At 30.1% G+C, this 15,769-nt stretch carries 11 protein-coding genes; 6 read left to right on the forward strand and 5 right to left on the reverse strand.

Annotated elements, in window-relative coordinates; genetic code table 11:
- The first annotated feature begins 4 nt into the window (after nt 1–4).
- The 4 genes from AVANS_RS04135 (at nt 5) to AVANS_RS04150 (ending at nt 5,826) form a co-directional block, all read left to right on the forward strand.
- On the forward strand, nt 5–1,234 hold the full coding sequence (locus AVANS_RS04135) for a glutamate-5-semialdehyde dehydrogenase (RefSeq protein ID WP_239818396.1): 1,230 nt from the start codon (nt 5–7) through the stop codon (nt 1,232–1,234).
- A gap of 110 nt (nt 1,235–1,344) precedes the next feature.
- Nucleotides 1,345–1,587 (forward strand): hypothetical protein, encoded by a 243-nt coding sequence (locus tag AVANS_RS04140; RefSeq protein ID WP_239818397.1) that lies wholly within the window; start codon nt 1,345–1,347, stop codon nt 1,585–1,587.
- Nucleotides 1,581–1,859, forward strand: a complete 279-nt coding sequence (locus tag AVANS_RS04145; RefSeq protein ID WP_239818398.1) for a type II toxin-antitoxin system YafQ family toxin — start codon at nt 1,581–1,583, stop codon at nt 1,857–1,859. Before AVANS_RS04140 ends, AVANS_RS04145 begins: the two co-directional genes overlap by 7 nt.
- 196 nt (nt 1,860–2,055) lie before the next feature.
- Nucleotides 2,056–5,826, forward strand: coding sequence for an autotransporter outer membrane beta-barrel domain-containing protein (locus tag AVANS_RS04150; RefSeq protein ID WP_239818399.1), 3,771 nt, complete (start codon nt 2,056–2,058; stop codon nt 5,824–5,826).
- Between the two features lie 22 nt (nt 5,827–5,848).
- Here AVANS_RS04150 and AVANS_RS04155 read toward each other — a convergent pair whose 3' ends face one another.
- The 3 genes from AVANS_RS04155 to AVANS_RS04165 all read right to left on the reverse strand — a co-directional run bounded on the left by AVANS_RS04155 (nt 5,849) and on the right by AVANS_RS04165 (nt 8,483).
- Nucleotides 5,849–6,286, reverse strand: coding sequence for a PH domain-containing protein (locus AVANS_RS04155; RefSeq protein ID WP_239818400.1), 438 nt, complete (start codon nt 6,284–6,286; stop codon nt 5,849–5,851).
- Nucleotides 6,287–6,434: 148 nt separating this feature from the next.
- The gene (locus AVANS_RS04160) at nt 6,435–7,184 is read right to left on the reverse strand and encodes an amidohydrolase family protein (RefSeq protein WP_239818401.1); all 750 of its coding nucleotides are present in this window, start codon (nt 7,182–7,184) and stop codon (nt 6,435–6,437) included.
- Nucleotides 7,185–7,193: 9 nt separating this feature from the next.
- The gene (locus tag AVANS_RS04165) at nt 7,194–8,483 is read right to left on the reverse strand and encodes an SLC13 family permease (RefSeq protein ID WP_239818402.1); all 1,290 of its coding nucleotides are present in this window, start codon (nt 8,481–8,483) and stop codon (nt 7,194–7,196) included.
- Nucleotides 8,484–8,546: 63 nt separating this feature from the next.
- Between AVANS_RS04165 and AVANS_RS04170 the strand changes: the two genes are divergently transcribed.
- Nucleotides 8,547–11,279: an FAD-binding and (Fe-S)-binding domain-containing protein gene (locus tag AVANS_RS04170; RefSeq protein WP_239818403.1), complete on the forward strand. Its 2,733-nt coding sequence runs from the start codon at nt 8,547–8,549 to the stop codon at nt 11,277–11,279.
- Nucleotides 11,280–11,380: 101 nt separating this feature from the next.
- On the opposite strand, the gene AVANS_RS04175 is transcribed toward AVANS_RS04170, so the two are convergent.
- Together AVANS_RS04175 and AVANS_RS04180 are read right to left on the reverse strand one after the other, a co-directional pair.
- Nucleotides 11,381–12,745, reverse strand: coding sequence for an L-serine ammonia-lyase (locus AVANS_RS04175; protein ID WP_239818404.1), 1,365 nt, complete (start codon nt 12,743–12,745; stop codon nt 11,381–11,383).
- On the reverse strand, nt 12,742–13,950 hold the full coding sequence (locus tag AVANS_RS04180) for an aromatic amino acid transport family protein (RefSeq protein WP_239818405.1): 1,209 nt from the start codon (nt 13,948–13,950) through the stop codon (nt 12,742–12,744). The genes AVANS_RS04175 and AVANS_RS04180 overlap by 4 nt, the downstream gene beginning before the upstream one ends.
- A gap of 388 nt (nt 13,951–14,338) precedes the next feature.
- Between AVANS_RS04180 and AVANS_RS04185 the strand changes: the two genes are divergently transcribed.
- Nucleotides 14,339–15,751: an alanine/glycine:cation symporter family protein gene (locus AVANS_RS04185; RefSeq protein WP_239818532.1), complete on the forward strand. Its 1,413-nt coding sequence runs from the start codon at nt 14,339–14,341 to the stop codon at nt 15,749–15,751.
- The last annotated feature ends 18 nt before the right edge of the window (nt 15,752–15,769 follow it).

A 15,769-nucleotide genomic window follows, 5' to 3' on the forward strand; every position in this document is an offset into this window, starting at 1 on the left:
AAAAATGCTAGAAATTTTAGGAAATAATGCAAAACTTGCTAAAACAAAGATTATAAAACTTAGCACAAAGCTTAAAAACGAAGTATTAAACGAATGTGCGAATGAGCTTTTAGCAAATAAAGATGAGCTTTTAAAAGCTAATTTAAAAGATATAAACGAAAATATTAATCTAAAAAGCGCTTTCGTTGATAGGCTTAGATTAAATGAAAGCAGAATAGAAAATATGGCAAATACTTTAAGAAATGTTGCATTATTAGATGATGTGATTAATCAAGTAGTATTTGGTAAAACTTTAGAAAATAATCTTAAATTAGAGCAAGTTAGAGTGCCTTTAGGGGTTGTTGCAATTATTTTTGAATCTCGCCCTAATGTTTGTGTAGATGCTTTTGCTTTATGTTTTAAAAGTTCTAATGTAGTTATTTTAAGGGGTGGAAAAGAAGCACTTAACACTAATTTATTTTTAGTTTCAATTTTTAAAAAAGTATTAAAACGCTTTAATTTAGATGAAAATTTTGTTCAAATCATAAGCGATACAAACAAAGAATTAGTAAAAAGTCTATTAAAAATGAATAATTACATAGATGTAGTAATTCCTAGAGGAAGTGCTAGTTTAATTAATGAAGTTAAGAATAATAGCACCATTGCTTGTATTCAAACAGGAGTTGGAAATTGTCATATTTATGTTGATTATAATGCAAAATTAGAAAATGCTTTAAAAATCATTGATAATGCAAAAAGACAAAGACCAGGGGTATGCAATAGCGTAGAAACTTTATTAATTCACGAAGATATTGCAAAAATTTTGCTACCTTTAGTGCAAGAGCGTTTAAGTGATGTTGAGCTAAGAGCTTGCGAAAAATCTTGCAAATATTTAACTAGATTTGTTAAAGCAAGCAAAGAAGATTACGAAGATGAATTTGAGGATTTAATCCTAGCGATAAAAATAGTAAGCAATGTAGATGAAGCTATATCTCACATTCAAAAATACAGCACAAATCATTCAGAAGCAATCATTTCAGAAGATTTTACTAATATTAATAAGTTTTTAGATGAGTTAGACTCAGCTTGTATTTATGTAAATGCAAGCACTAGATTTAGCGATGGTGCGGAGTTTGGCTATGCAGCAGAAATTGGTATTAGCACACAAAAGCTTCATGCAAGAGGTCCAATGGGACTTAAAGAACTAACTACTACAAAATACAAAATCATAGGCGACGGACACATAAGAGCTTAAAATTTGTGGAATTTGAATTAGGAATTTAAACCAAATTCCTATTTTAAATTCTTTTAATTTAAAAGTTACGTTAAGTTGGTTTATTTATAATGTTTTACAAAGGAGATTACATGGAAGTAACAATTAAAATAAACGATAACCCACATTTTTTAAAAGCTGTAAAACAATTAGCAAAAGCTTTTAATGAGCCTATTAAAATACAAAAACAAAAAAGTAATTTAGCTGAATTTTATAAAAGTGATGAGTTTTTAGAAGCTCTAAAAGAGGCTAATGAATTAGAACAAGCTTATTTGCGTGGCGAAGTTGAATATTTAGAAGCTGAAAAATTTATTGAAGAAAGTATGAAATGGTAAAATATCTTGTAAAAGAAACAAAAGCATATAAAACAGCTTTTAAAAAACTAAACAAAATAGATAAAGAATTGACTAATAAAATTATTTTAAGATTAGCAAATGATGAGGTTTTAGAAGAAAAATATAAAGACCATGCATTACAAGGAAGCCTTAAAGGTTTTAGAGATTGTCATATAAAAAGCGATTTGGTATTAGTTTATAAGAAAGATAAAAACATATTAATTTTAACTTGCGTTAGCATAGCAAATCATAGCAATTCATTTAAAAAATAAAATATTAGATTTAATCATAATTCATTTTAAATTCCTATTTCAAATTCTTTGAAAATCAATAAACTTTATCAAAAAAAAAAAAAAAAAAAAATAGAAATTGAATTAAATATTTGCGATAAATTTTAAGCAAATTTTAAAAAACTATTTACTAAGATTAAGCCTTGCTTTAAGCAAAAATTTATTTTAAGGAGATGTCATGGTAAGACACAAAACGGGGGGGGTATTTAAGCTCTCATTAGTTGCAAGTGCATTAATCTTAAGCACTAGCTTAAACGCTTTAGAGTTAAACAAAGCTACTCACGCAGAAGCTGAGAAAGACTACTACAAAATTACAAGTGATATTACTGAAAATATTACTATTAAAAACTACGGAAAAGCAACTTTTCAAGAAGACATGGGTCTTAAAAAAATTACAGGTGATATTGTAAATAATGGAGCGTTTTTATTAGACCATGAAGGTGGTGGCGTTCATAAAGAACATGTTTTAACAGGTGGTTTTACAAATAATAAAAGCTTAGTTGATTTTAATCAAGCCTTAATTGACCCACAATTTACAGAAGAAAAAGTAGGTTTTTTTAAAAAACTTTTAAGTTTAAATAAAAACTACAAAATCAATGGTTTGATTGATGGAATTCAAGTAGATCTTGCAGAAGGTAAAAAAATTACAAACAATAGTGGTTTGCATGTATCAAATATAGAGATTAAATCTTTAGGAACTACAATTGAGAATAATGATTTATTTGTTTTAGATGAAGGTGCTATTGAAAGTAGTAGTGGTGTAGCTATTAGTGGAAATGGAGATGTGATTTTACTTGATGCTGATGTAAATGGTAGCGTAAGTGCTAAAGATTTATATGTAATGGGAACACCAGTTGGAAATGATAAGCCACTTATAGCAAGAGAGCCTAGTATTCCACATGGAAAACAAACAAGTGATTTATATGGTGGAGATATAACAAGCTTTAATTTAGCTAAATTTGAAACAGCTGTAATCGGCGGTAAAGTTACAGCAAATACTAAAGCAAGTGCAAATAATTCATTCTATGGCTTTAACACGACTTTTCAAGGTGCTATTGATAATCAAAACGGCAAAGCTAGATTTATTCTTTCGGACATTCAAAACGGAGTTAAGAGTAAAGGCGATATAGAAATTTATGGAACAAAAATAAATGGTAATGTAGAAACAGAAGGAAAATTCATAAGTGGAGCTCATCAAAAAGAATTAGCGAATAAGCATTTCGCAAGTCTTTTAAATAGTGAAAAAATAGCAAGTGCTGAAGATATGAAGAAACTTGATGAGATAATGGGAAATGAAGAAAATTTCTTACCACTTATTAAAGCAGCGACTTCAAACAATCATACAGAAATAGATAGCACAACATTTTATAAAGACGCTTTAAAATATGTAGATAGTGAAGACTTAATATCAGGAGATTTGATAGCTAATGGCGGTATTGATACAACTGGTTTTGAAATGAAAGGAACTGGGGTTGTTAGGGTTGCTAAAGGCGATATAAATACTATTGTTAGTAGTTTTGAAAATACAGGTGGTGTTTATATTACAGAAGGTAATTTAAATGCTAATAACACAGAATTTGCAAGTGATGTAAATATTGCTAAGGGTGATTTAAATGCTTTAGGAAATTTATTGACCGATAAAGCTGATAAAAGTGGTTTAAATCCTGCATTTAATTATATTGAAGATGATGATGCAATTAATACAATGTCAAGATTTAAAAATATCAATGTAAATGATGGAAATATAAGCCTAACAAATACTTATGCAGAAGGAATCATAGTAAACGATAAAGCTACAAGCTCTAAAACAATTACTCTTAAAAATGCAGTTATTGATAATCTTACACACGGAACAAATAAAAAAGACGCAGAGTTTAATGTAAATGCAAATAAAGCATTATTTGGTGAAAGCGTTATAAACTATGGCTCAATAAATGCTGTTAGCTCAGTGTTTGATAAAGATGTTAAAACCAAAAACCTAAGCTTAAGCGGAATTGTTGAAGATGTAGAAAGGCTAGATAAAGAAGCAGGAGAGTATCACGGAGAGATTAGCTATAACGCTAATATCGCAGCTTCAAATAATCTAAGCTTAATAGGAATTGAGAGTGCTTATAAATTAGATAAGAGTGCTAATACTACACTTTTACAAGCAAAAAATATAAACATTACTAGTTCAGCTATTAAAGGTCAAGTTATAGGTAATGCTAATATTAGCGATGATTTAACTACTGGTGTAATGGCAAGCGGTGTAAGTGCTGCTAATTTTTATAAAGACCCTATCTCAAAAGGTTCAAGCATTAATCTAAATAACGCTATTGTATTTGGCGATATAAAAGCAGATAAGCTAAATGCAAACGGCTCTAAGATTACAGGTAGAATCTTAGCAAATGATTTAAATGCAAGCAATAATACATTTATTATGGGTGGCACAAATAATACATTCCTTGGCACAATGATTGCAAGAAATAGCACAAGTGGAGCAAATAACGAAATAGGATTGCTTGGTTTAAGTGTAAATAATGGCAAAGCCGATGCAACTAATCTAGCAAACCTACCATTAGCTTTATTAAAGGTTGGAGCTGGCACAGCAAACGCTGAAAATTTCGTAACAAAAATCGGTGTTTATGATGGGCTAAGTGTATATTCACTAGATAAGAAAAATATCTTAAGCGGGACATTAAAGCAAACTGATGGCGATTATATTTATTATTCAGTAGTAGCAAATCCTGTTAATGCAGTTGCAAGCAGGGCTGATGCTAGTAAGACAAGTGATAATTTTAGTGCTGATAGCAAAAGTGGTGCTGATAAGAGTATCTTAGATAATGCAAGTTCAAGCGTAGGAGCAATTGCTCAAAATGCAAGTGATGTTGCAAAAGGAACTGCAAGTGATGAGGTAATGGCAAAGGCAAACAATACTGCAAATGATACAAGCAAGATTGTAGCAAATGAAGCAAGCCTTGATAAAGCAATTGAAGAAGCACAAACAGACATTAAAAACGCAGCAATTGAAGAAGCTGTAAAAGTAGAAAACGCTTCAACAAATGGCAATGAAATTGAGCTTACTTTAAAGGGTGCTAATACAAAGGCATTAAAAGATGCAAAAAATATGCTAAATCAAACTTATTATTCTTATGTTAGCGAATGGAATAATCTAAACAAAAGAATGGGAGAACTAAGAAATAATAATGGCAAAAACGCTGGAATTTGGATTAGGAATTTCGGTGGAGTTGGCAAGATTGATAATGCTAAGATTAAGTATTATGAAGTGCAATTTGGTGCAGATAAACAAACTAGCACAAATTACGGCGAACTTTATACAGGTGTAATGGCAAATATAGGTCAAAATACAAGCAATTCAAGTGATTCAAAGGTTAAAAATCACGGCTTTGGTGCTTATGTTAGTTTAGTTGGAAATGATGGCTTATATATTGATGCAACTGCAAAATATACTCATCATAAATCTACATTTAAAGATAATGTATGGTTAGGCGATTTAAAAGACAGCGGAAGTGGTTTCTTAGGAAGTATTGAAGCTGGATATAGAATGGGAAGTGATTTTTATCTTGAGCCTAGTGCTGAGCTAATCGTTGGCTATATTCCTATGGCTAATCTAAAAGGTAATGATAAAGTTACTTTAAAAAGCGAAGGTAAGTTTATGAGTGCAGCTAAAGTTGCTTTAAGTGCTGGTGCAAATATTAATGATAGCTTTGGTTTAAGAGCTAGCGTTGGTGGGGCATTTGATTTAAACAAAACTCCTACTATAACACTAAGTGATGGCGTAACAAAAAGAGTTGAAAAAGGCTTTAAAGATAGTCGTGGATTTGCTAGTGTAGGAGCTAATTTTAACTTAGGAAATAATACTAAGTTTAGCTTAGATGCTGAAAAAACATTTAGTGGTAAGTATAATACAAACTACAATATAAACGGAACTTTAAGATATTCGTTTTAAAAAATAGCCCTAGAAATAGGGCTTATTTTGATAATTTATTTTCTATGTATTCATCTACACTTCTTTTAAAATTAATCGGTGCTCCGATAAATGGAATTGGAGCAGATGAACCAGCACCATTTATAAATATTGTGCCGTAATTAAAAATCCTACCAAGAATTCCTTGACCAACTCTAATGCTTTCTATTTTTTCTAATCTTAGTTCTATTGTATCTCTTCTAATAAAGCCAAATTTTGCTATAACTTTTTTATTTGTTAAAGCAAGTTCTGTTGTTGTAATAATTACAAACATACGAAGTAAAAGAAAGATGATAAATATAGCAATAAAAGGATGAATACTAACACTTAAAATCGCTAAAACTAAAATAGCAAAAAAATCACCTAAAAAAGCAAAAATACTAACCTTTGCCTTCATAACAACGCTCTCATCTGCGCCTAAAACCTGTTCTACATAAGACATAAGAACTCCTTTTAAAAAATTAAAAAAAGCATTATACCCCCCCCCATTCTTAACTTTAACTTAAATTATAAAAGTATTTTGTGCTTAATTTAAATAATTTTTTAAAGAATTTGAAATAGGAATTTCAAAACGAAATTCCTAAGCTTGTTTAAATAAAAAAGAGTTCTTTAGCGTTATCTTTTAAGATAATGTCTTTATGTTCGCCTGCAACAAAACAAAAATCATTAAAAGCTTTTTCGTAGTTTATTAAGTTTTCATAGTTTGTATGTGGCCAATCGCTTCCATAAACAAAGCGTTTTATACTAAATATATCTTTTAATTTATCAAAAACATCTTTGCTAAACGCCAAATCATCATCTAATCTATAAAAACCACTTACCTTAAAATAAATATCTAAATCTTTGAAGTTGCTAAACTCATCTAATAATTTAAATGTATCTTTGCTAGGTCTTGCAAGATGGTCTATCATAATTTTTACATCATATTTAGCTAAATCTTCAATAACTAAGAGTAATTTATCTAGCTCTTTATGTAATTCTATATGTTTTTTGCTTTCTTTTAAATACGCTAAAACATCTTTATAATCATTAAAATCAGGCTTATCTTTTCCTATTAGATTAAGCCTTAGTCCGCAAACTTTTTCATGCATTAAATCATTCATATTGTTTGGGTTTATCACCACAACACCTCTTAGGTTATCATTTTCAAGTGCATTTAATAAATAAGAATTATCAACACCTAAAAAACTAGGCTGGATTAAAACCCCATAAGAAAAATTAAAAGCCTTTAAATTAGCTAAGTATTCTTTAGCACTTGCGTCATAATTTGGCACATATCTAACTACTTTAGCAGCACTTTCGTTCGCTCTAAAAATATGAGCATGAGTATCTATATACATAATTCCTCCTTAAAAAATATTCATAACAACAATTCCAGCAATAATCGCTGCAACAAAACCAATAGGTATAGCCTTAACAATCAAGCCTTTAAACAAGCTATCTTTATGCTCGTTTGAAATAGCACCAAGCACAAGTGAGCCGCCAGAGCTAAATGGAGAAATTGCACTTGCTTGAGCTCCAATTACTATACAAGTAAAAAGCACAACTTCACTAAATCCACTAGCAAGACTTAAAGTAGGCACAAGTGGGAAAAGTGCAGGAGTAACCACACCTAATGTGCTAGAAAATAGCGACATAATAGTAGCTATTATCATCATCATTATAGGAATAATAATTTTAGGCACATTAGTTTCTACAAAGCCTGATAATTGATTTATAACTCCAGCTTTTGTAGCAATACTTACTAATATCCCAACTCCGCAAATCATAATCAAAGTTCCCCAAGGAATGAGAGCTACCACCTTTTTTTCATCACCTAATTTTAAAAGCAAAGATATAGCTACAAAAATGATTGCAATTAGTCCTATATCTATTTTTGAGTTTATAAAACTTATTGTTTTAGCATTTGGAAAAGCTATGTGAAGTAGTGGAAAAACAAGCACCAAACACATCATTAAAACCATTAAAATAAGTGTTGTTTTTTGTTTTTTATCAAAGGTTATTACTTCATCTAAAAGGTTTATTTTTACATTGTTTTTCTTAGCTTTTAAAACAAAAAATGTAATCACAAAAATAGGCAAAATAAATGTAAATAAAAATATCACAAACGCATCATTAAACGCTACTTCTTGACTAATCCCAGCATTTTGCATCAAACCACGAAATATTATTCCGCTTTGTGAAGTTGGAAAATTTGCTCCGCCTAAAGCTCCATAGTTAATCGCCATTGCCCCGCCAACTCTATCAAGCCCTGTTTTTTCACATAGTAAAAATGTAATAGGAGCCATAAACGCTAGCACGCTGTAAAATCCAGCACCCATAGCAGCAATTAATGCAGATACTAAAAATATAGCATAAGGTAAAAAATAAGGATAATTTTCAAATTTTTTGATTAGAAATGCTGCTAGTTTTTCTAGTGTTCCATTTACACTTGCGAAGTTATAAAACAGCGAAACTGCAAATATAACAAAAAATATAGAAATAGGCCAAAATGCAATGATTTCTTTAGGTTTTAAATCCATAAAAAATGCACCTATGATATATGCAAAAATCATTGCAAATATACCTATATTTAGCTTTGTTATATAACCAATAGCAATAGATAAAATTATTGCTAAAATAATAAAAGATGTAAGCATAATTTTTCCTTTCTTTTAAATAAATTATTTTATTATAACACTAACTTTATTTAGGAGGAAGTTGTGAATAATTATGAAATGTTTTTTAATGAAGCAAAGTATATTTTTAAAGATAGGATTTTTAATGATTATCTTAGATGTTTTGCTTATGGGGTTGATGCGTCTTGTTATAAATATGTTCCAAAAATCGTAGTAATTGCTAAGAGTGAAGCAGAGATTAAAGAAATCATTCGCTTAGCAAATCTATATAAAACTCCGCTAAATTTTCGTGCAGCTGGCACAAGTCTTAGCGGTCAAAGTTCTACTGATAGTGTTTTGGTTGTTATTAAATATGCTTTTAAAGAAATAAATGTAAGCAAAAATGCAGATGAAATCACACTTGGCTGTGGGGTTGTCGGCGTTCATGCAAATACGGCTTTAAGCAAACTTTTTAAAAAAATCGGACCTGATCCAGCTACAATTAATTCAGCTTTAATAGGCGGAATAATCAATAACAACTCAAGTGGTATGTGCTGTGGTACAAAGGATAATTCTTATAAGACTTTAAATAGTATTAGAGTGATTTTAAATGATGGCACTATTTTAGATACAGCCGATGCTAAAAGTGTGAGTGATTTTAAAAAATCTCATGCAAAATTATTAAATGAATTAAAAGAGCTTAAAAATCAAATTAGAAATGATGCTGAATTAAATAATCTTATAAAGCGTAAGTTTAAGATAAAAAATACCACAGGATATTCATTAAATGCCTTTGTTGATTATGATGATGAAATAGATATTTTAGCTCATTTATTTATAGGAAGTGAAGGGACTTTAGGTTTTGTCAGCAAAGCAAGGTTAAGAACTATTGATGATTTACCTTACAAAGCCTGTGCTTTATTATTTTTCCTAAATATAGAAGATGCAGCAAATACTATTAGTGAATTTGCAAAATGCGATTTTATAAACTCGGCTGAGATTATGGATTATGCAAGTTTAAATGCAGCAAGTAGCTATGATGAATTAAAAGAGCTTTTAAGTGATATTAAGCAAGGTTATACCTGTGTTTTAATTCAAACTGAAAGTGATAAAGAAAATATCTTAGATGAAAATATAAAAAAGATTAAAGAGCTTTCAAACAAGACTTATAAATCTTATTTTTCTAAAGATAAAAATGAATATGATTTATGGTGGAAGATTAGAAAAGCACTTTTACCTATTGCAGCAAGTAAAAGAGAGCCAAATGCAACGGTAATTACTGAAGATGTTTGCTTTGAAGTAAAAGATTTAGCAAAGGGTATTAAAGAAATTCAGAATTTATTTTTAGAATTTGGCTTTGATGGAATAATATTCGGTCATGCGCTAGCTGGAAATATTCACTTTATTATTACGCCTAATTTAAATGATAAAACTGAATTTGATAATTTTGCAAAATTAGTTGAAAAGATGTCAATCGTAGTAGCAAGCTATGGTGGAAGTATTAAAGCAGAGCATGGAACAGGAAGAATGGTTGCTCCGTTTGTAGAAGTTGAGTGGGGCAAAAAAGCTTATGAGATTAATTGCAAAATAAAAGAGATTTTTGATAAAGATAATATCTTTAATCCTGATGTAATCATTACAAAAGATAAAGATATTTATAAAAAGAATATAAAAAATCCAAGCTTAGTTGATGAAGCTCTAAATTTATGTATGGAATGCGGATTTTGCGAAAGATTTTGTCCTTCAAATGAATTTACTTTAAGCCCAAGACAAAGAATTGCAGTGCTTAAAGAAATGAAAAGCTTAGAAAGTTTAAACGATACCGATAGCAGACAAAAATTAAAAGAGATGAAAAAGCTTTATAATTTTTATGTAGATACTAGCTGTGCAGCCTGTGGGGTTTGCTCTATGGTTTGTCCTTTAGGGATAAATTTTGCTGATTTTAGCTTAAATTATAGAAAAGCTAGTCAAGGTGCTATTTCAAAAATCATTGGTAATTTAGCTTATAACAATCATCAAAGAACTTTAAAACTTGCAAAATCATCACTAAAAATAGCAAATAAATTTGATAATTTTAAACTAAACAATGTATTAGCGACATTTTCTATGCCACAAAGTAGAAATTATTTGCCACTTGCAAATGATTATAATTATAAAAGCAATACGCAAAAAGAAAATGTTATTTATTTTACAAGTTGCTTAAATAAAGCCTTTAAGCCAAATGCTAAGATGAGTGATAAAAGAGCCTTACAAGAAGTATTTGAAAGCTTATGCAAAAAAGCTGGAATTGGAATAATCTATGCTCCAAACGACTTATGCTGTGGTAAAGCTTATGAAAATTATGCAGATATTCAAAGTAAAAATGAAGCAAAACTTAGCGAATTTATAGCAAATGCAAATGCTGATATCGTAATTGATCATAGTGCATGTTCAGCAAAAATGCTTAAAAATCATAAAGTTTATGATTTGGCTGATTATTTATATAAGGTTATTGCTCCAAGGCTTAAGATTAAACAAATTGATGAGGTAATAGGGCTTTATATAATGTGTGCTGCTAGAAAAATGCATATTGAAAATAGCTTAATAGAACTTGCAAAAATGTGTGCTAAAAATGTAGTTCTTGATAATGATACATATTGCTGTGGCTTTGCAGGATATAAAGGCTTTTTAACTCCAAAATTAAATATAAGTGCGACAAATAATTTTAAGAAATTTTATGCAAATACAAATATTAAAAGAGGGTTTTCAAGCTCAAGCACTTGCGAAGTAGGGCTTAGTGATGCCACTAACATTTCATGGCAACACATTGCATATTTGCTAGATGAATGCAGTGAATAGGTCTTAATTCCTATTTCGTAATTCTTTAGATTTTAATACTTAAAAATCAAGGGAATTTGAATTAGGAAATTAAAAATCCTAATTCAAATTCTAAATAAAAATTAGCAAAATTTCTTATAATTTGTAGCTAATCCTGCAAGGCTTGTTTCTTTGTATCTTGTATCCATATCCTTGCCTGTTTCATACATAGTTTTAATTACTTCATCAAGCCCAACGCTAGGAGCACTCTCTCTATCCATAGCCATTTTTGCTGCGCTTACAGCTTTTATAGCTCCGAATACATTACGCTCAATGCAAGGTATTTGCACAAGTCCTGCAACAGGATCGCAAGTAAGCCCTAAATGATGCTCCATTGCAATCTCAGCTGCAGAGCAACAATCAATCGGACTTGCACCCATGCTAAATGCAAACGAAGCTGCCGCCATTGAAGATGCTGAGCCAATTTCTGCTTGACAACCAGCTTCAGCTCCACTAATACTTGCGTTTTTCTTAAATAATGAACCTATTGCCATCGATACTAATAAAAAGTCTCTAATGTCCTTTTCACTCATACTTTTTACATGTTCTTTTAAGTATAAAAGCACAGCAGGAACAACAGCACAAGCTCCATTTGTTGGAGCAGTTACTACACGATTACCTGCTGCATTTTCTTCTGAAACACTCATAGCATAAAGGCTAAAATAATCAATAAAATCTAAATCACCTTTACGATTTAAGTGTTTATCTCCTAATAATGCAAGTTTTTTTGCAAGTGCAGGAGCTCTTCTTTTAAGCTTGATTGGTCCAGGTAAAATTAATTCATTTGAATTAGCACCTGCTATAAAGCTATCATGCATAGCTTCGTAAATCTCTTTGCAATAATTATTTATATATTCTTCGCTATTAAAGTTAAGTTCATAAAGCATTGCAATTTCGGCTATATTTTTATTATATTTATTACATAGCCACAAAAGTTCTGTAGCACTATCAAAAGAATAATCATAATTTTTTTCATCTGAGCTATTGCTTTGGCATTTGATTTCATCTTCATTTTTAATAAATCCACCGCCAACTGAATAATAAGTCTTAGCCTTAATGCAAGTATTATTAGCAAATGCTTCTATTGTTAGGGCGTTTTCGTGATATTGTTTAAACTCATTAGAAAATACAATATCGCTATTTTCATTAAAATCAATCTCTTTTACTCCGCCTAATAAAAGCTTTCGCTCATTTAATCTTAATAAAACTTCTTGCTTTTGCTTTGCGCTAATTGTCTTTACGTTTAAGCCACTTAGACCTAAAACCACAGCAATATCGCTTAAATGCCCTTTACCAGTAAGTGATAAAGAGCCAAATAAAGTAACTTTAATTCTTGTAATTTCATCTAAATTTAAATCTTTTAAAAACTCATTTCCTGCTACAAAAGGTCCAACCGTGTGCGAGCTTGATGGTCCTATGCCGATTTTAAAAATACTTAAATTACTCATGATATCATCTTATAAACTACGCTAGTAATTGTGATAATTCCCATAATAGCTACGAAATAACAAGCCGCACCATTTTTGTAAGTTCTAAGCTCAGGAATTTTGTATATCGCATATACAGGCATTAAAAATAATATAACAGCAATAATAGGACCGCCCAAATCTTCTATAAATCCTAAAATACTAGGATTGTAAAATGCAACTATTATCATAGTTACATACATAAATATAGTTGTAAAGGCATTGTTTTTACTAACTTCTTTTCCGCTTACTTTTTTAATAAGTCCGTTTAAGCCTTCTCTAGCACCAAAATAGTGTCCAAAAAAGCTAGTTAAAATCGCCAAAAACGCAACAGCAGGAGCACCATAGCTTATAATATTTCCTTCAAATTTATTAGCAAAATAGCTAAGAATTGGAATATTTGCATCTCTTGCAATAGCAAACTCACTTTTATCAAGGCATAAAATACAAGAAAATACAAAAAACATAACAAATACTAATAAAAGTGTAGCGTTATTAAATAATATTTGCTTTCTTTTTGCGTCTGAGTTTTCTTTATACTCATTATAAGTATTTAAGCTAAAAGTTGAAATTGCAGGAGAGTGATTGAAACTAAATACAAGCACAGGTAAAGTAAGCCATATTGTAGTAATAAATTCTTTAATACTTGGAACTTCACCTAAAACTCCTAATTTCCAGTGTGGTATTAAATAAAGTGAGAATAAAAATAATATTAAGCATAATGGATAAACAAGCCACTCACATACTTTAGTTACTAAATTTTCATTAGTAAACATTACAGCCATCATAATAGTAATTAAAATAATAGCTAAGATTAAGCGATTTGGCTCAGCTAAGCCTAATTGATTTACCATAAATGAGCTTATTGTGTTTGTAATACCAACCCCATAAGCAAGACAAATAGGATAAATTGCAAAAAAGTATAAAAATGTAATCACAATTCCAACTTCTTTACCAAAGTATTTATTCACAGCATCAGTAATATCTCCACCTTTAGTAGAACCTACGAAATATGATAGAAATAAATGTGATAAATAAGTCATCGGAAAAATTAAAACACACATTAAAACAATAGGCCAAAAGCCACCCGTTCCTGCACGAATAGGTAAGAATAATATCCCAGCACCTACTGCAGTGCCAAATAATGAAAACATCCAACGATTGTCAAACTCGCTCCATTTTTTCATCATTACTCCTTAAAATAAATTAAAGCCGTTATTTTAGTTATAAAAATATAATTTTTATAAATTTTCAAGAAATTTTATAAAAAATGTTACTCATGGTTACAATCACTTCGTTGTTTTAAAAAATATGTTTTGATTATGATTTTTATTTTCTTTTTTAATATATAATTTAAAAATATTACTAATTTTAAAGGAGATTTTATGAATTTAGTTCATCCAAAAAGCATTAAAGAAATAATCAAAAAAGATAAATTATCTAAAAATCCCTTTGAGAGATTAATAATAGCTTGTGAAGATAAGGCTGATAAAAAATAAGCATTGTTACCAAAAACGCTCGAATTTATATATAATGATTTTTTGAATTTTTTATTAAGGAGAGCGTTTGCAAAGTTTGTTAAATGAAATTCATTTATTTTTAGACACTATAAATGGTTATTTATATACTTATTTTTTAGTGTTTGCTTTAATTATCGTTGGCGTAGTTTATAGCATAATCACTCGTTTTGCTCAATTTAGATTAATGGGTAATGTAATTTCACTTTTAAAAGAAAAACAAGATAATAAAAGTGATGTTAGTAGCTTTGAAGCTTTAATGATTTCAACAGCTTCAAGAGTTGGTATAGGAAATATCGCAGGAATTAGCACGGCTGTTGTTGTTGGTGGTGCAGGAGCTTTATTTTGGATGTGGGTAATGGCATTTATTGGAGGTGCAAGCGCTTTTGCTGAAAGCACATTAGCACAAGTTTATAAAAGCCGTGATGAAAACGGATTTCGTGGAGGTCCTGCATATTTTATTGAAAAAGGTTTAGGAAGTAGATTTTTTGGTAAATTATTTTCTGTTATTTTAATAATAACTTATGCGTATGGATTCAATGGACTTCAAAGCCATACTATGACTTCAGCTTTTGCAATATATTTTCCTGATAATTTTAGTTCAGCAAGCGTTGTTATAGGTATTATTTTAAGCGTAGTTGCTTTTGCTTTATTTTTCTCTAATTCAAAATCACTAGGAAAAGTAAGCTCAATCATAGTTCCTATTATGGCTTTTGTTTATATTTTACTTAGTTTAATTGCTATGATTATGAATTATTCTGAAATACCAGCTGTTTTTTCATTAATATTTGAAAATGCTTTTGATTTTAAAGCTATTTTTGGTGGTTTTGCGGGTAGCGTTGTAGTTATTGGAATTAAGCGTGGTTTATTTTCAAACGAAGCAGGTATGGGTTCAGCTCCAAACGCAGCAGCAGCAGCAAATACAAGTCACCCTGTAAAGCAAGGGATTATTCAAAGCTTTTCAGTATTTATTGACTTAATTATATGCTCTTGCTCTGGCTTTTTAGTATTATTTTCTACTAGCTATATGGAGCAATTAAGCAAAGGTGAAAAAACTCTAAATGCCTTGCCTATGGTTCAACAATCTATGATTGAGTATTATGGCACTTGGGGGCTTCATTTTATTACTTTTGCTGTTATTTTATTTGCAGTTACTTCATTAATTGGTAACTTTTATTATGCTGATGCAAACGTAAAAAACCTTACAAAAAATAATTTCAATGAATTAGTGTTTAAAATCAGTGCAGTTGCTATGGTATTTATAGGTTCTCAGCTTGATTTAGCTGTTGCATGGGATTTAGCTGATATTACAATGGCTGCAATGGCTTCAATTAATATAATTGCGATTTTATTATTAAGCCCTGTTTTAATTAAATGCTTAAAAGATTATGATGAGCAAAAGAAAAAAGGACTAGATCCAACATTTAGTGCGAAAAAATTAGGAATTAAAAACGCTGAGTGCTGGGATTAATCTTAAAAGGCTTAATGC

The organism is Campylobacter sp. RM5004, assembly GCF_022369455.1.
Taxonomy (GTDB): domain Bacteria; phylum Campylobacterota; class Campylobacteria; order Campylobacterales; family Campylobacteraceae; genus Campylobacter_E.